This is a genomic window from Streptomyces sp. CNT360, from assembly GCF_000424785.1.
The window spans coordinates 80810-96377 of record NZ_AUKO01000004.1; the positions used below are offsets into that span (position 1 = coordinate 80810).

The following is a 15568-nucleotide window of genomic DNA, read 5'->3' on the forward strand; positions in this document are numbered from 1 at the left end:
GGCCCGGCCGGGCGACGGCGGCCCGACCGGGGGCGCGCGCTCTCACGGCCGCGGAATGTCACAGGCGGTTGGGACACTCACGACATGACGGAGGAGTCGGGGACGCGCGGCGCGGCAGGCCGGGAGGCCGCCACCGGGAGGTGGGCGCTGGCCACGGTGGGCGGTGGCCGGGTGCGGATCTGCCCCGTGGACGTCCGCGGACGCCCCGCGGGGCCCGTACGGACGGAGGAGTCGGCCGAGGCCGCGGTGAGCGCCCGGCCCCGGGTGGCCCGCTGGGTGTGGCGGGCGACGCCGCAGGTGCAGGCCGGGCTGCTGGCGGCCCGCGTGCGGGTGGAGCGCTGCTACGACGTGGAGGCGGCCGAGGCACTGCTGCTCGGACACGAGGGCCGGGCCGGGGACCCTCGGTCGCTGCCCGCGGCGTGGGCACGCCTGCACGGGCAGCCCGTACCGCCGGACCGGCAGCCCGCGCACCGCGAGACGGACCCGCAGCCGTCCCTGTTCGAGACGGGCCCGGTGCCGCTTCCCGAGGGCGTCGACCCCTTGGAGGCGCTGCTGGAGGTGTACGCGGCGCAGCTCGCCCGTACGGCGCGCACACAGTCCCCCGCACGCATGCGGCTGCTGCTGGCCGGCGAGTCGGCGGGCACCCTCGTCGCCGGGGAGATGAGCCACGCCGGGGTGCCGTGGAGTGCGGAGATCCACCGCGCCCTGCTCACCGAGCTGCTGGGCGAGCGGTACGCGGGCGGTGGCCTGCCGCGCAGGCTGGTGGAGCTGGAGGAGGAGGTCTCCGAGGCGTTCGGTCCGGAGGTGAGGGTGCGGCCCGACCTGGCGGCCGAGGTGCTCCAGGCCTTCGCGCGGGCCGGCGTCCGGCTCGGCTCGACGCGTGCGTGGGAGCTGCGCAAGGTGGACCATCCTGCGGTCGAGCCCCTGCTGCGGTACAAGAAGCTCTACCGCCTCTACACCGCGCACGGCTGGAGCTGGCTGCGCTCGTGGGTGCGGGACGGGCGCTTCCGTCCGGAGTACGTTCCCTCGGGCGCGGCCTCCGGCCGGTGGACGACCAACGGGGGCGGCGCGCTGCAGATCCCCAAGGTGGTGCGCCGCGCCGTGGTGGCCGACCCGGGCTGGCGCCTGGTGGTCGCCGACGCCTCCCAGATGGAGCCGCGCGTCCTGGCGGCCGTCTCGCGCGACGCGGGCCTGATGGCGGTGGCGAGCACCGAACGCGACCTGTACACGTCGCTGTCGGAGCGGGCGTTCTCCGGCGACCGCGCCCGCGCCAAGCTGGCCCTGCTCGGCGCCGTGTACGGCCAGACCAGCGGTGACGGCCTGAAGAACCTGGCGGCGCTGCGCAGACGCTTCCCCGCTGCCGTCGCCTACGTGGACGAGGCGGCCCGGGCCGGTGAGGAGGGCCGCCTCGTGCGTACGCATCTGGGCCGCACCTGCCCACCCGTGGGAAGCGGGGGCGGTGCGGGGCCGGAGGACGAGGCCCCCGGCACGGGCCCGGAGGCGGGTGAGGGCCTCGCGGCGACGGAGGAGGGACCCGGACGGGCCGGTTCGGCGGCGCGGGCGCGGGGGCGCTTCACGCGGAACTTCGTGGTGCAGGGCAGCGCCGCCGACTGGGCGGTCCTGATGCTGGCGGGGCTGCGGCAGCGACTCGCGGAGCTGGCCGCCGAGCTGGTGTTCTTCCAGCATGACGAGGTCATCGTGCACTGCCCGGCCGAGGAGGCCGAGCAGGTGCGCGCGGCCGTCGACGAGGCCGGGCAGCAGGCCGCCGAGGCCGCTTTCGGTCCGACTCCCGTCCGGTTCGCCTTCACCAGCGCCGTCGTGAAGTGCTACGCCGACGCGAAGTGAGGCCCGCGGCGCAGCGAGGGAGGCGGGCGGACGCGCGGACAGGCGGACACGGGCGTGTCGGGGGACGATCGAAAGGGCAGTCGTGCCGCACGCCCTTGGACGCCACCGGCCCTGACGGGCTCGGGCCGCGAAGGGGCGCAGGTACCCGAAGGGAACGACGCACTCCGGAAGGACTCCGCAGATGACAGCTTCGGCGCAGATCGGTGTCACCGGGTTGGCCGTGATGGGGCGCAATCTCGCGCGAAACCTCGCCCGCAACGGTTCCACGGTGGCGCTGCACAACCGTACGGAGGCCCGCACGCGGGAGCTGGTGGAGCAGTACGGGGACGAGGGCGACTTCGTGGCCACGAGCTCGCCGGAGGAGTTCGTCGCGGCGCTGGAGCCGCCGCGCTGCCTGGTGGTGATGGTCAAAGCGGGCCGCCCCACGGATGCGGTGATCGAGCAGTTCGCGGAGCTGGTCGAGCCCGGGGACGTCATCGTCGACGGCGGCAACGCACACTTCGAGGACACCCGTCGACGTGAGGCGGCGCTGCGCGAGCGCGGCATCCACTTCGTCGGCACCGGGATCTCCGGCGGCGAGGAGGGAGCCCTGCGGGGGCCGAGCCTCATGCCGGGCGGCTCGGCGGAGTCGTACGCGTCGCTGGGCCCGCTGCTGGAGCGGATCGCGGCCCGCGCGCCGGACGGGTCGGCGTGCACCACGCACGTCGGACCCGACGGGGCCGGGCACTTCGTGAAGATGGTGCACAACGGCATCGAGTACGCCGACATGCAGTTGATCGCCGAGGCCTACGACCTGCTGCGGAAGGTCGCGGGACGCTCCCCCGCCGAGATCGCCCGCATCTTCCGGCAGTGGAACGAGGGCAGGCTCGACTCGTACCTCATCGAGATCACCGCCGAAGTGCTCACCCACGCGGACGCCGACACCGGCCGCCCCTTCGTGGACGTCGTCGCGGACCGTGCCGAGCAGAAGGGCACCGGCCGCTGGACGGTGCAGACCGCGCTCGATCTTGGCGTGCCGGTGCCGGGCATCGCCCAGGCGGTCTTCGCCCGCTCGCAGTCGGGCCACCAGGAGCTGCGTGAGGCGGCAGCCTCCCTGCCGGGGCCGGGCGGCGAGTCCGTCGGCGGGGAGCCGGCGCGCATGGCGGACGACGAGGCGGCACGCTTCGCCGCCCGGCTCGAACAGTCCCTGTACGCGGCGAAGGTCATCTCGTACGCGCAGGGCTGGGACATGATCCGGGCGGGCAGCGAGGAGTACGGCTGGGACATCGATCCGGCCTCCGTCGCCGCGATCTGGCGGGCGGGCTGCATCATCCGGGCCGCGTTCCTCGACCGGATCCGTGGCGCCTTCACCGAGCGGCCCGGTCTGCCGACGCTGCTGGCCGACCCGCAGTTCGCCGGGGAACTCGGTGCCGCGCAGGACGACTGGCGGGAGACCGTCGCCACGGCGGCCCGACACGGGGTGCCCACCCCGGGCATCTCGGGGGCGCTGGCCTACTACGACGGGCTGCGCGCCGACCGGCTCCCCGCAGCGCTCACCCAGGCCCAGCGCGACTACTTCGGCGCCCACACCTACCGGCGCACCGACCGCGAGGGCGTGTTCCACACCCGGTGGGGCGGGGACCGCACGGAGACGCCCGCCGACTGAGGGCTGCTCCCCGCGCCCGGGCCTGCGTCACGGCCCGGTCCCCGTCCGGTTGCCGTCCTGTCCCCACCCGGTTCCCGGGGCCCTCCTGCCTCTCGCCGCGCGCGTCCTACTGGTCAGCGACATCAGCAGGACAGAACACGAGGGGAAATGCCATGGCTTCCGGTTGCCGCGACTGCGGGACGTGCACGAAATCAGGGCTGGGAAAGCTCGTGCAGGCGAGCGCGGTCGGCTTGATGTACCTGTGCACGGTGGGCATCGGGTACGTCCTCAAGCGGGGGCTGCGACGTCACTGCCCCCAGTGCGGGCACCTGCTGTCCCACCACGCCCGGCGCGCGGACGGCTCGTTCCGCGACTGACCCGCGCCCCGGGCGGGGGACGGCAGACAGCCCTGTGATCCATGTCGGCAGCGGTGACACAACGCGCTCTGCCGGCTGAGCTACACCGGCCGGAGAGCCGGTGACGGGACTCGAACCATTTTTGTGCTCTGATCGTGACCTGCGATGCAATCGAGAACCTGGACAAATATGTGCATGAGGGTGTCGGAGGATGTTGCTCCGCAGCGCCGTATGACGCCCGGTTTGGCCACGGCCAAACGTCTCACGTCCGACGACGGGTGAGCTCTGAGTCACGTATCTGTCGGGCAGCGGCTCGGCACACGGACGGCCTCGAAAACGCATCTTCCGAAGCCCTGGACGGCGGCTGCTTGCGGTGCCTGATCGGGTGAGGCAGCGGGCGCAGGGAGCTGAGCGGGCGCGCAGCTTCGCCGTTCCCATGAGCCCTGTCCTGTGATGGAGCTTCCGGCCCGCCGCCGATCTCGCGCTCGACGGCAGCACCGCGCACCCCATCGAGCTGTTCGACCCCGCACGGCTGCGTACCCCGGACCCGGTCACGGCCACGGCCCCTCAAGGAGAAGCCCGATGACCACCGCCCCGCTGTCCCAGACCGGCTCTTCCCAGACTGGCGCTGACCACACCGGCACCGCACCGCCGGAGAGCCTGATCGCCACGCTGGCAGCGGCAGCCCGGGCCGCTCATGCTCTTCCGTGCGAGCCAGTCCGGCGGAGGCCAGCATCTTCCGGTACATCGCGGAGGAGTGCAGTTCGCCCTGGCTGGTCCAGGACAGCATCAGCAGGTTGAGCATGTGCGCGTGGTACTCCTCGGCCGGGCTGCGGTCGCCGGTGGTGAAGCCGACGATCACCATGCCGCCCCCCGGCTTGAGCGCGCTGCCGAGCCGCCGCAGTAGTTCGATGCCGCTTCGGAACGAGAACTGGAACAGGAAGTTGCCGAGCACGATGACGTCGTAGGGACCGCCCGGGTCCACCTCGAAGGCGTCGCCCGGGAGGTAGTGCGTACGGTCCTGCACCTCGAGGCGCTTCGCGTGCGTCGCGGCGACGTCGAGTACGTCGCTCCAGTCGAGGCAGGTGACGGTGGCGCGGGAATCGCGGGCGGCGAGCGTCAGCCCGAACAGGCCGTGCCCGCAGCCGACATCGAGTACGTCCAGCGCCTCCCGGTCCGCCGCCCACGGCAGTACCGTCTCGGCGACGAGGTCGGCGCCCGGCTCGGTGGCGAAGGTGAGATGGGTGGCGAAGTCCACCCAGTACGAGAAGTCGGGGGACTCGGCGTCGGTGTCGAGCAGGGTGCCGCCGTGCCGGACGGTGTCCGCCAGATCCCGCATGGCGTCCCACTCGCTGTCTCCGGCGGCGACGTGCACGATGCCGCCGCAGTAGTCGGGGCTCGTGGTCACCAGCAGGTCTGCCGTCCCCTCGGGGAGGCCGAAGCGTTCGCCGTCCGCCTCCAGCAGTCCGGCGGCGGCAAGTGCCCGCAGCAGTATGCGCGTCCCCCGCGGGTCGGTCTTCAGCATCGCCGCCACGTCGTCCGGGTCGGCCGGTCCCGCGGCCAGGCAGTCGAAGACCCGCAGCTTGATCGCGGCGCGGAGCAGATACGTCGTCTTGAACGCCGTCATCATCTCCAACAGCCGCTTTTTGCTGAGGATGTCGTTGTTCGTCCGAGTCGGCATGTTCCCCTCCGTCGGATGCCCGCAAAGGATCGCGGCGAGCCCTCGAACCGTCATCGACCCTTGCTGAAGGGGGCGTGGCGCTGACAGACGGGCGGTACGGCGGCGGCACAAGCCCAACGGGCCGCGCAATAGGTGTGTGGTCGGGCAGTGCGCGGTGAAAAAGAACAGCCGTTTTCTTGACGGAGTGAGCACTCACTCCGTACTCTGGCGGCATGTCCGAGACACCGAAGCGCCGTCGCGCCGCACCCGTCAGCCCCGAAGGGCGCCGCAGCGCGATCGTCGCGGCTGCCCTGCCCCTGGTCGTCGAATACGGCTCGTCCGTCACCACCGCCCAGGTCGCCCGCGCCGCCGGCATCGGCGAAGGCACGGTATTCCGCGTATTCCCCAACACGAACGCGCTGTTGGCCGCCTGCACGGCAGAGGCCCTGCGCTCCGAGGACACCGTCGCCCACCTCGAAGCGATCTCCCTCGAGCAGCCGCTCGGCGACCGGCTCACCGAAGCAGCCGAGACCATGAGCAGCTACCTCGAGCACATGGGCGCCGTCGCCGGCGCCATGGCCAGCGCCCGCGGCCGGCCGGAGCGCCCCTCCCCGGAGGACAGGAGGCCGGAGGAGAACGGGCCGGACGGCGAGCGCCCCGACCGTGAAGCCGGCCTGGCCGGACCGCGCCGGGCGCTGGCCGCACTGTTCGAACCGGAGCGTGCGTCGCTGCGCCTGCCGCCCGAACAGCTTGCCGAGCACTCCCAGTTGATGCTGCTGTCCCAGGCGCGGCACCGCTCCACCGAGCCCATGACTCCCGCGGAACTGGTAGAGGTCCTGCTGCACGGTGCGCTCACCGAGGAGGCTGAGTGACGACGGATGTGTACGACGCGCTGACCGGCCGGCGGCGCAGTCTGATCGCCGCCGCCGTGCTGGGCGCCGCCTTTCTGGCGATGCTCGACGGCACGGTGGTCGGCACGGCGCTGCCCCGTATCGTCGAGCAGATCGGCGGCTCCGGCACCTGGTATGTCTGGATGGTGACCGCCTATCTGCTCACCTCGTCGGTGAGCGTGCCGGTCTACGGCCGCTTCTCCGATCTCTACGGGCGGCGCAAGCTGTTGCTGACCGGATTGACCACCTTTCTGATCGGTTCGCTGGCCTGTGGGTTGGCCGGTTCCATGCCGTTTCTGATCGTGGCGCGCAGCGTGCAGGGCCTCGGTGCGGGCTCGTTGCTCACCCTCGGCATGGCGCTGATCCGCGATCTGTATCCGCCGGGGCGCTCCCACGGCATGATCCGGATGCAGACGGTCATGGCGGCCATGATGATCGCCGGGCTGGTCGGCGGCCCGCTGATCGGCGGACTGCTCACCGACCACGCGGGCTGGCGCTGGGCGTTCTGGATCAACCTGCCCATCGGTCTCGCCGCCGGGCTGATCCTGACGCTGGTCCTTCCCGAACGGCGCCCCGAATCGGTGCCTTCCGGGCGGCTCGACCTCGGCGGCATCGTGCTGCTGTCCGCCGGGCTGTCGCTCGTCCTCGTCGCGCTCAGCCTCAAGGGCAACGCGGCGGGGAGCGTGGACTGGACGGACCCGGCGGTGCTGGGCTGCGGGCTGGGCGGAATCGTGCTGCTGATTCTGCTGGTCGCGGTCGAACGGCGGGCCGAGGTGCCCGTGTTGCCGCTACATCTGTTCCAACGCCGCAGCTACTTCTGCTTGTTGAGCGCCGGTTTCTTCTTCCAGGCCGCGTCCATGCCGGTGAGCATTCTGCTGCCGCTCTACTTCCAGCATGCGCGGGGCAATTCAGCGACGGTCTCCGGACTGCTGCTGCTGCCCATGATGGTCGGTATGGGTGTCAGTAACCGGCTCACCGCCGCCGCCGTCATGACGTGGGGCAGGACGAAACCGGTGCTGCTGGGCGGTGCGGTGCTGATGACCGCGGGGGCGATGCCGTTCTTCTTCCTCGGCACCTCGACCTCGCTGCCGCTGACCGCGGTATGGCTGCTGCTGGTCGGGCTGGGCACCGGGCCGGCGATGGGCGGGCTTGCCATCGCCACCCAAAGCTCCGCCCCACACAGCGACATGGGCACCGCGACCGCCGGTGCGGCGCTGATGAAGCAGATCGGCGGCGCCTTCGGGCTGGCGCTCGCCCAGACCCTGATGAGCCAGCACCTCGCCACCGGAGTCGGCGGCACCATCGGTACCACCGTCGCCTGGACGGGCGGCGCCGGCGGACTGCTCGCCTTCGCGGCGCTGTTGGTCATGCGGGATGTGGTGGTGCCCGGCGCCAAGAAGAGCGCCGCGGCTCCACCGAAGGCCCGGGCTCCAGCGGGAGCCGCCTCGTAGCGGGAGCCACGTCGTAACAGCAGAAAACGGCAACCGCGACGGCAAGAGCGACAGCAACGGCGCCGTGCGCCTCAGCTCTCCTCCCCCGAGCGGTTACTGCCTGGCCGGCGTGTGGGGTGTGCACGATCAGAGACAGATGGCGTTCGACTTCGCGGAGGTAGTCCGAGCGCGTCCTCTCATCGATGCCGGTGGGGCGATGCACATACCTTCGAGCCCAGTCGAGCAACGGAGTCTCGTCGGAGTCCTGTTCGGGCTCAACAAAGCCTTCGCCAGGCACCCAGCCGTAGGTCCAGCACTGCCCGTGTGCGTCGACGAGCTTCTTGAAGGTCTCCGCGCTCGTCAGATCGGCGAACTTCTCGTTCTGCCAAGATCCCCTCCGGCCACCCTCGACCCAGCGGACCTGGAAGAACTCTGTTCCGTCCTGACGGACTCGCTTCCTGATCGCAGCCATGGGGGCAAGCTAGCCCGAAAGGTCCGGCCGCGTTTTGCCCGCGTTCGGCCGACGCACAAGAGTCCCGTGACCTGCTCTTCCGCAGGTCACGGGACTCCAAGTAGAGGGTGAATGACGGGGCTTGAACCCTCAACATCGTCCTCTTGAAGGAAGTAACCACGGCCAGCGCACCCGGGCTGCACTCCCAGCGTAGGACAGCGGGTGCCGGGCCGCATCCGTATTGCGGCCCCGGTGCCCGGGACGGTCAGAGCTGGTGCGTTCCGGGCGTGTGGCCGAAGGTGCGGCGGAAGACGTCGATGAACGCGCTCGCGGACGACCACCCGCACCGGTGAGCCACCGTCGTCACCGGGGTGTGCTCGGCCAGCAGCAACAGCGCGTGATGCAGCCTCAGTTGCGCGCGCCACTGCGGGAAGGTCATGCCCAGGTCCGCCTTGAACAGCCGGGAGAGGGTGCGGTCGCTCGCGCCGACCTGCCTGCCCAGTTGCGCCAGGGTGCGGTTGTCCGCGGGGTCGGCGTGCAGGAGGTCGCACACGGCCTTGAGCCGCGCGGCGGTGGGCTCGGGCAGGTACAGCGGCTGCTGCGGCGAGGCCCGCAACTGGTCCAGCAGGACCGCGCGCAGCCGGCGCCGCTCGGGGCTGTCGTCCACGGGTGCGCGGGTGAGGGCGAGGAGCAGTTCACGCAGCAGGGGGCCGACACTCAGCGCCGTCGGCTCCGCCGGCCCGAGCGGGTTGACGGCAGCGGACACCCCCACCAGGTGCAGTTCCAGGTCCCCGCGTGCCTGGTGGGCGTGCACGGTGCCGGCCGGGACCCACAGGGCGCGGTTGGCCGGGGCGACCCAGGAACCGGCGTCGGTCGTGATGACCACCACGCCGCGGGCGGCGTAGACGATCTGGTGCTCGTCGTGGCGGTGCGGGTCGATGACCTCGCCGGGCGACAGCCATCGGGAACGGGTCGGGGCGCTCGTCTCGTGGCGGACGCGGCCCGGCCGACGGAGGGGGCCTGTCGGGTCGGTGGGGTGCGCCTGGCGGTTTTCCATCAGTGGTTGGCAGTTTATCGGAAGCGGGACAGGCGTCCGGGCGCCCATGGTTGGTGCCGTGCCGAGAAACACACCGCCCAGCGACACCCCGCCGAGCAGCGACATGCCGCCGAGCGCCGCACCACCGAGCACCACATCACCGAGCGATACGTCGCCGAGCGATACGTCGGCGAACGACACGTCGGCGGGTGGCGCGCGGGGAGCCGGACGGGCCTCCCTGCTCATGCTGTCCGTCGGGCACGGCTGCGTGGACGTCTACCAGGGCGCCGTGGCCGCTCTCGTGCCCTTCTTCGTCGCGGAGCGTTCCTACACCTACGCCGCCGCCTCCGGCCTCGTTCTGGCCGCCTCCCTGCTCTCCTCGGTCGCCCAACCGCTGTTCGGGGCGCTCACCGACCGGTGGGCGATGCCCTGGCTGCTGCCGGTGAGCACCCTGGTGGGCGGGGTGGGCATCGCGCTGAGCGGGCTGAGCGGGTCGTACGCGCTGACGCTGGTGTTCGTGGCGGTCTCCGGGATCGGCATCGCGGCCTACCACCCCGAGTCGGCCCGCGTGGCCCGGATCGCCGGCGGGGCGCGGCACTCGGCGATGAGCTGGTTCTCGCTCGGCGGCAACCTGGGATTCGCGGCCGCACCCCTGATGGTGGCCGCCGTCGTCGCGACGGGCGGGCTTCGGCTCACCCCGCTGTTCGTGCTGCCGGCCCTGGCCGGCAGCGTGCTGTGTCTGCCGGTTCTGCGGGCGTTGTCGGGGTCCGCCCGCCGCGGGGCCGGCGGTCCTTCACGGGCCGGCGGCGACGACACGCGCGCCTTCGTCAAGCTGTCGCTGGCCGTCGTCTGCCGGTCCGTCGCCTTCGTCGGGCTGAGCACCTTCCTCTCGCTCTACGCCCAGCAGCGCACCGGGGGCGGCACGGCGGCGGGTACGGCCGCGCTGTGCGTCCTCTACCTGGGCGGCGCGGTGGGCACCGTGCTCGGCGGCAACCTGGCCGACAGGTGGGGCCGGGTGGCCGTGGTGCGGCGCGCCTACCTGGTGGCCGTGGTGGCCGTCGCCGGTACCGTCCTCGTGCCGGGCCCCGGGTTCTACGTGTGCGTCGCGCTGACCTCCGCGGGGCTGTACCTCCCCTTCTCCCTCCAGATCACCCTCGGCCAGGACTATCTGCCCAGCCGTGTGGGAACCGCCAGCGGCGTCACCCTCGGGCTGACGGTCAGCATCGGCGGACTGGCCGGACCCCTCATCGGCACGCTCGCCGACGCCACGTCGCTGCGGACCGCGCTGGCACCCCTCATCGCCATGCCGGCACTGGCGTGGCTGCTGGCCCGCGCCCTGCCCGAGCCCGCCACCTCACTGCCCGTCGCAGGCACCACACCGCCAGGGACGGAACCGGCGCCGCCCAGCCGCTGAGGCCCTTCGGCGGGCCCGCGCGGATCGCTCACGGGAAAGGGGCATGCCCCGTCAGGTCACCGAGACCGTGTTCTCTGTGGTGAAGCAGGCGTCGGTCCGTCTGCGGGGCGCGAGTCGGCCAGTTCCTGACGGGCTGTAGCAGGTCGAGAAGTCGTTGCTCCCGCTTCGAAGGCGCGGTCGCAGCGGCGAGGTGACGGGAAGTGCCTGGCGCCCGGCGGGTTCGCCTGCCCACTCAACTTGCCGAACTGGACAGATTGGTCTCACTCTGTAAAGCTTGAAAGAAGAGTTGGACGACACGCAAGTGACCAGGGCAGGTGCCGGCATGGCGGGCGAGGACGAACAGGGCCGGTCACGCGGTGAGGAGATCGCGGACGCGGCGGTGCCGGTCTTCCTGCGGTACGGGCTGCGGAAGACCTCGATGGACGATCTCGCCGCAGCGGCCGGGCTTTCGCGTCAAGGGCTGTACCTGCACTTCAAGAACAAGCAACAGCTCTTCCAGGCCAGCCTCCAGCGGGTGGTGGCCCGGACCCAGGCCACCGTCGCCCAGGAACTGGCCAGAGCGGACGTCTCGACGCGCGAGCGACTGCTGGGCGCCCTCACTGCCCTGCACGGGCCCGCCGCCACCACGACCAGCGAGGAGCTGAGTGAACTCCTCGTCGCAGCACACACGGTGGGCGACTCGCTCGTGCACGACTTGGAACGCTTCGTCATCGACGCGGTGGCCGCCGTCCTCCGTGCCGAGGGGGCACCGGAACGCACGCCAGGGACTTCCGCCGAGGATCTCGCCTGGCAATTGCTTGCCGTCTCGACCGGCATCAAGCACCTCACTCTCCCGCCCGAGGACCGCGCCCGGCACTTCGACCTCGCGCTCACCCTCGTCCTCGGCTCACCCGCATAACCCCCCCACGGTTGGACATGCCATGACATCACCCGAAGCCCAGAAGCTGGTCGTTGTCACCGGAGCCTCCACGGGCATGGGCGCGTCGGCGGCTCGCGAACTGACCCGCCAGGGTTTTCACGTCCTGGCCGGTGTGCGGCACGACCGGGACGCCGACGCCACCCGGTCGGCCGGCATCGAGCCGGTCCTCCTCGACATCACGAAACCCGAGCACGTGGAGGCACTTGCCGTGCGGGTCGCCGACGACCCACGCCCGCTGCACGCGCTCGTCAACAACGCCGGTATCCAGGTGAACGCCCCGGTCGAATCCCTGCCGATGCCGGAGTGGCGGCGCGTTTTCGAGGTGAATCTGTTCGGTCACATCGCCGTTTTCCAGGCACTCCTGCCTGCGCTGCTGGGCAGCAAGGGGCGTGTGGTCAACATCAGCTCGGTCGGTGGCAAGGTCGCCATGGCCACGTACGGCGCGTATGCCGGCGCGAAGTTCGCGCTGGAGGCAGTCAGTGACGCGCTGCGCCGGGAGGTCGAGCCGCTGGGCGTACAGGTGGTCGTGGTGGAGCCCGGCGGCGTCCGCACGAGGATCGCCGCCCGCGGGACCGCGACGGCGAACGAGCTGGCTGCCCGTATGACACCGGAGCAGCACGCGCGCTACGGCGACCTGGTCCAGGCGAACAACAAGCTGATGGATTCGGGCACTGCGTCGGGCCTGACCGCCGACGCCGCCGCCCGGGTCATCGCGAAGGCCGTGACCGCCCGCAGACCGCGCACCCGCTACACCGCCGGCCGGGATGCCGCCCTGATCACACGTTTGACCCGGTTCCTGCCCGACCGCGCGCTCGACCGCATCCTCAGCTCCACTCTGCGCCGCCACCACCCCAGGGGAGCCACGGCATGACTGTCCTCGCCTACACCGTCGACCGGGCCGGAGGACCCGTCCGAGCCAGGGAGTACGAACCGACTCCACCTGGCCCACTGGAAGTTGACGTGGCGCTCACCCACAGCGGCATCTGCCAGACCGACCTGGGCATGATCGACGACCACTACGGGCAGGCCCGCTTCCCCCTGGTGCCCGGTCACGAAGGCATCGGCGTCGTCGCGGCGATCGGGGCCGCCGTCGACCGCACACAGCTCCAGGTCGGCCAACGTGTGGGAGTGGGCGCCGTCGCCGGATCCTGCTTCCACTGCGAATGGTGCCTGACCGGCCGACAGCACCTGTGCGCGGCGAGGGACGACGTGATCTTCCGCGACCGAGGCGGCACCTTCGCCAGCCACGTACGGGCCGGCGACTGGCGCCATGTCCCACCGATCCCGCCTGCGCTGGCCTCCGAGGAGGCGGCCCCACTCCTGTGCGCGGGCACCACCGTCTTCAACGCCGTCGTAGGCCACGGCGTGCGGCCCACCGACCGCGTCGCAGTGGTGGGCGTCGGCGGCCTGGGACACATCGCTCTGCAGATCCTGGCCGCATGGGGCTGTCACGTAACGGCCATCTCCACCAGCACCGACAAGGCCGAGGACGCTCGACACTTCGGGGCCCACATCTTCATGTCCTCCGACGAAGTTCCCCAGGCGGCAGGGCAGTTCGACTTCATCCTCGACACTGTCGGAGCCGACCTGCCCTGGGACGACTACTTCACCGCCCTGCGCCCCCGCGGCAAGCTGTGCGTCGTCGGCGTTCCCACCAACCCGTTCACAATCAGCCAACTCAGCATTCTGCCGGAGGAGAAGTCCCTCGTCTCGGCCGTGGTCGGCCCGCCCGCCGTCACCCGGCAACTCCTCGACTTCGCCGCGCGGCACGGCATCCACGCCCAGGCCGAGGTGTTCCCCCACGACCGGATCGACCACGCCGTCGACCACGTCCGCGGCGGCCACGCCCGCTACCGCGCCGTCATCGACCTCACGTAGGAGCAACGCCGCCGATGACCAGGCCTCCCCTGCGGGAAGGTCTGCTCATCCGTCCACGACGGCCTCGCGCGGGGGCCTGTGGCCGCCGACACAGGCATCTCTCACCCGGGCCCGCACCCGTTCCCGGCCGCGCGAGGCCGGGAACGGGTGCGGGCAGCACGACGGACAGCGGCAGGGCGAGCGACCCGGCGGCCCGGACCAGCGCACCGTGGTCGGCAGCGCGATGGGGGTCAGCGAGCAGTAGGCATCGGTCACCTGGCCGGTAGCGAACACGCGGTCACGCCGCACGCTTTTCGACAGGCGGGGGCGAAGGCCGGCAGGGAGACGACGGTGCCCTTGCAACAGCAGAACCGGCGTCGGCGAGGACGGCCCACACCTCGCCGAAGCCCGCGAGCAGGGGCAGGACCTCAGGTAGACCACCGGCTGGCCGTAGAACCAGAACGGGTGGTGGTAGCCGATGTTCCACGCATCGGAGTCGAAGACGGTGGGGTCGACGCGGCCGACGGTGAGCGACACCAGCCAGTCGGCGGCGAGGACGCACCGACCGGGAGTCCTCCGCCGTCTGTGCGCCCTGGGACACGCAGCCCGGCAGGGTGCGCGGTCCCGGACGCGGCCGGGCGCCGGGGTCATCCGCCGCTGCGGACGACTGCTGTGACGGCCACCTGCCCTCCCTCGTCGTCCCCACCAGGCGGACCGTCCGGACGAGGAGGGCCGGTGGATCGTCCGCTGCGACGAGTCTTGCTGCGACTGCCACCGCGCGACGGGGCTCCGGCTCAAGGGCCGCTTCCCCCGCAGCCACGAGGAGACTGGCTGGCACAACCAGGGTGGCGGCGCCCGCTGTCCCTGCTGCCGCCGCGGGGCCGGGTGGGTGAACTGCCGGCGCCGGTGGAAGGCGGTGACGTCCACCTCGACGGGCTCGGTCGAGGCGGCCCCACGGCTCGCACCGGCGGCCCGGGCCCGGTCCCCAGGAGCATCCAGTCGCCGGCCGAAGCCGTTTGGACCACCAGTCCCGCAAGACACACCGGTTTCAGGGACAGCGCGGCAGCGCCAGGTGACACGGAGCCGGCTCCGGCCCCCCGGGGCGGACCCGGATGGATCAGCTCCGCGTGCCGACAGCGACTCGCCCTGCACAGACTGTGGTCATGCCGGAGCAACGTGAACGAGGGACCCGCACCGCCGCGAAAACCTCGAAACCGTCGTCGAAGTCGTCCTCCAAGGGCGGCGACACGTCGGCTTCCGCCACCGATTCCGGAGGGCCGGAGGGCGCGGCGCGGCGCGCGGCCCGGAGCCTCGGCCGACTGATCGGTCACCGGGCCGAGGGCGTCTCCGCCGTCCGCAAGGCCGAGCACGGCTGGCGGGTCCACGTCGACGTGCTGGAGGTGCCGCGCATCCCGGACACCACCAGCCTGCTGGCCACCTACGAGGTGGAGCTCGACAGCCACGGGCAGCTCGTCCAGTACCGGCGGATCAGGCGCTACCGGCGAGGCGCGAGCGACGACTGACGGCGCCGCACCGTCCGAGAGGAAGAGCCAGCCATGACGACCACCACCTACAACGAAGCCGCGGTCTGCGTTCCGCGCGCCGGGACGCTCTACGACGTCCTGGAGCTGATCCTCGACCGCGGCATGGTGATCGACATCTTCGTGCGGGTCTCGCTCGTCGGCATCGAGATCCTCAAGATCGACGCCCGGATCGTGGTCGCCAGTGTCGACACCTATCTGCGCTTCGCCGAAGTGTGCAACCGGCTCGACCTCAACCAGGACGCGTCCAGCAGGACGGTGCCCGACCTGTTCGCCGGTATGGCCGGCGGCGCGGCCAGGGGCGGTGCGAAGAAGGCCGCGAAGTCGGTGGGCGGCAAGGTCAAGGACGCCATCGGGATGGGCGACGAGGACGAGGCCGCCGACGCTGCTGACACTTCGTTCGACGCGTACGACGAGGAGCCCGAGGAGGCCCCCCGCAAACACCGCACCACGGGCTCCGGCACCCGGGCCTCCACCCGCTCCCGGGCCTCCGCCGGTTCCCGGAGCGGCTCCCGCACGAGCCGACGCACCCAGGAGGCCTGAGC

General features: G+C 71.7%; 13 protein-coding genes. 11 read left to right on the forward strand and 2 right to left on the reverse strand.

Annotated features, from left to right (window positions below; translation table 11 throughout):
* The first annotated feature begins 84 nt into the window (after positions 1 to 84).
* From H297_RS0110535 to H297_RS0110545, 3 genes are all read left to right on the forward strand, one after another.
* Complete coding sequence (locus tag H297_RS0110535) at positions 85 to 1845, forward strand: bifunctional 3'-5' exonuclease/DNA polymerase (RefSeq protein WP_051351738.1); 1761 nt, start codon at positions 85 to 87, stop codon at positions 1843 to 1845.
* 181 nt (positions 1846 to 2026) lie between these two features.
* Complete coding sequence (gndA, locus tag H297_RS0110540) at positions 2027 to 3490, forward strand: NADP-dependent phosphogluconate dehydrogenase (protein ID WP_027737010.1); 1464 nt, start codon at positions 2027 to 2029, stop codon at positions 3488 to 3490.
* A 152-nt stretch (positions 3491 to 3642) separates the two neighbouring features.
* On the forward strand, positions 3643 to 3846 hold the full coding sequence (locus H297_RS0110545; protein ID WP_027737011.1) for a hypothetical protein: 204 nt from the start codon (positions 3643 to 3645) through the stop codon (positions 3844 to 3846).
* Between the two features lie 241 nt (positions 3847 to 4087).
* Here the strand turns inward: H297_RS0110545 and H297_RS35720 are convergent, their stop codons facing one another.
* The gene (locus tag H297_RS35720; RefSeq protein WP_051351739.1) at positions 4088 to 5506 is read right to left on the reverse strand and encodes a methyltransferase family protein; all 1419 of its coding nucleotides are present in this window, start codon (positions 5504 to 5506) and stop codon (positions 4088 to 4090) included.
* 212 nt (positions 5507 to 5718) lie between these two features.
* On the opposite strand from H297_RS35720, the gene H297_RS0110555 reads away from it, so the two are divergent.
* Complete coding sequence (locus H297_RS0110555; protein ID WP_027737012.1) at positions 5719 to 6357, forward strand: TetR/AcrR family transcriptional regulator; 639 nt, start codon at positions 5719 to 5721, stop codon at positions 6355 to 6357.
* Positions 6354 to 7826, forward strand: a complete 1473-nt coding sequence (locus H297_RS35725) for an MFS transporter (protein WP_037793721.1) — start codon at positions 6354 to 6356, stop codon at positions 7824 to 7826. Before H297_RS0110555 ends, H297_RS35725 begins: the two co-directional genes overlap by 4 nt.
* Before the next feature lie 695 nt (positions 7827 to 8521).
* On the opposite strand, the gene H297_RS35730 is transcribed toward H297_RS35725, so the two are convergent.
* Entirely contained in the window at positions 8522 to 9313 is a 792-nt protein-coding gene (locus tag H297_RS35730) for an AraC family transcriptional regulator (protein ID WP_078513956.1), read from the reverse strand.
* Positions 9314 to 9536: 223 nt separating this feature from the next.
* Between H297_RS35730 and H297_RS0110570 the strand changes: the two genes are divergently transcribed.
* The 6 genes from H297_RS0110570 to gvpJ all read left to right on the forward strand — a co-directional run bounded on the left by H297_RS0110570 (position 9537) and on the right by gvpJ (position 15566).
* Positions 9537 to 10706 carry an MFS transporter gene (locus tag H297_RS0110570; protein ID WP_037793724.1) on the forward strand — a complete coding sequence of 390 codons (1170 nt, stop codon included), beginning with the start codon at positions 9537 to 9539 and terminating at the stop codon, positions 10704 to 10706.
* Between the two features lie 286 nt (positions 10707 to 10992).
* A complete protein-coding gene (locus tag H297_RS40225) occupies positions 10993 to 11604 on the forward strand; it encodes a TetR/AcrR family transcriptional regulator (RefSeq protein WP_158693667.1) in 612 nt (203 codons plus the stop codon).
* 22 nt (positions 11605 to 11626) lie between these two features.
* Positions 11627 to 12496 (forward strand): SDR family oxidoreductase, encoded by an 870-nt coding sequence (locus tag H297_RS0110580; RefSeq protein ID WP_027737014.1) that lies wholly within the window; start codon positions 11627 to 11629, stop codon positions 12494 to 12496.
* Positions 12493 to 13503: an NAD(P)-dependent alcohol dehydrogenase gene (locus H297_RS0110585; protein WP_027737015.1), complete on the forward strand. Its 1011-nt coding sequence runs from the start codon at positions 12493 to 12495 to the stop codon at positions 13501 to 13503. Before H297_RS0110580 ends, H297_RS0110585 begins: the two co-directional genes overlap by 4 nt.
* 1142 nt (positions 13504 to 14645) lie before the next feature.
* Positions 14646 to 15005, forward strand: a complete 360-nt coding sequence (gene gvpO, locus H297_RS0110590) for a gas vesicle protein GvpO (protein WP_027737016.1) — start codon at positions 14646 to 14648, stop codon at positions 15003 to 15005.
* Positions 15006 to 15038: 33 nt separating this feature from the next.
* Positions 15039 to 15566 (forward strand): gas vesicle protein GvpJ, encoded by a 528-nt coding sequence (gene gvpJ / locus H297_RS0110595; protein WP_027737017.1) that lies wholly within the window; start codon positions 15039 to 15041, stop codon positions 15564 to 15566.
* Positions 15567 to 15568: the final 2 nt, after the last annotated feature.

Excerpts from the sequence above, each read along its gene's own strand:
- gvpJ (WP_027737017.1), top strand. The coding sequence starts at position 15,039 with ATGACGACCACCACCTACAACGAAGCCGCGGTCTGCGTTCCGCGCGCC.
- H297_RS0110545 (WP_027737011.1), top strand. The coding sequence starts at position 3,643 with ATGGCTTCCGGTTGCCGCGACTGCGGGACGTGCACGAAATCAGGGCTG.
- H297_RS0110535 (WP_051351738.1), top strand. The coding sequence starts at position 85 with ATGACGGAGGAGTCGGGGACGCGCGGCGCGGCAGGCCGGGAGGCCGCC.
- H297_RS0110585 (WP_027737015.1), top strand. The coding sequence starts at position 12,493 with ATGACTGTCCTCGCCTACACCGTCGACCGGGCCGGAGGACCCGTCCGA.
- H297_RS0110555 (WP_027737012.1), top strand. The coding sequence starts at position 5,719 with ATGTCCGAGACACCGAAGCGCCGTCGCGCCGCACCCGTCAGCCCCGAA.
- gndA (WP_027737010.1), top strand. The coding sequence starts at position 2,027 with ATGACAGCTTCGGCGCAGATCGGTGTCACCGGGTTGGCCGTGATGGGG.
- gvpO (WP_027737016.1), top strand. The coding sequence starts at position 14,646 with ATGCCGGAGCAACGTGAACGAGGGACCCGCACCGCCGCGAAAACCTCG.
- H297_RS35730 (WP_078513956.1), bottom strand. The coding sequence starts at position 9,313 with ATGGAAAACCGCCAGGCGCACCCCACCGACCCGACAGGCCCCCTCCGT.
- H297_RS35720 (WP_051351739.1), bottom strand. The coding sequence starts at position 5,506 with ATGCCGACTCGGACGAACAACGACATCCTCAGCAAAAAGCGGCTGTTG.
- H297_RS0110580 (WP_027737014.1), top strand. The coding sequence starts at position 11,627 with ATGACATCACCCGAAGCCCAGAAGCTGGTCGTTGTCACCGGAGCCTCC.
- H297_RS0110570 (WP_037793724.1), top strand. The coding sequence starts at position 9,537 with ATGCTGTCCGTCGGGCACGGCTGCGTGGACGTCTACCAGGGCGCCGTG.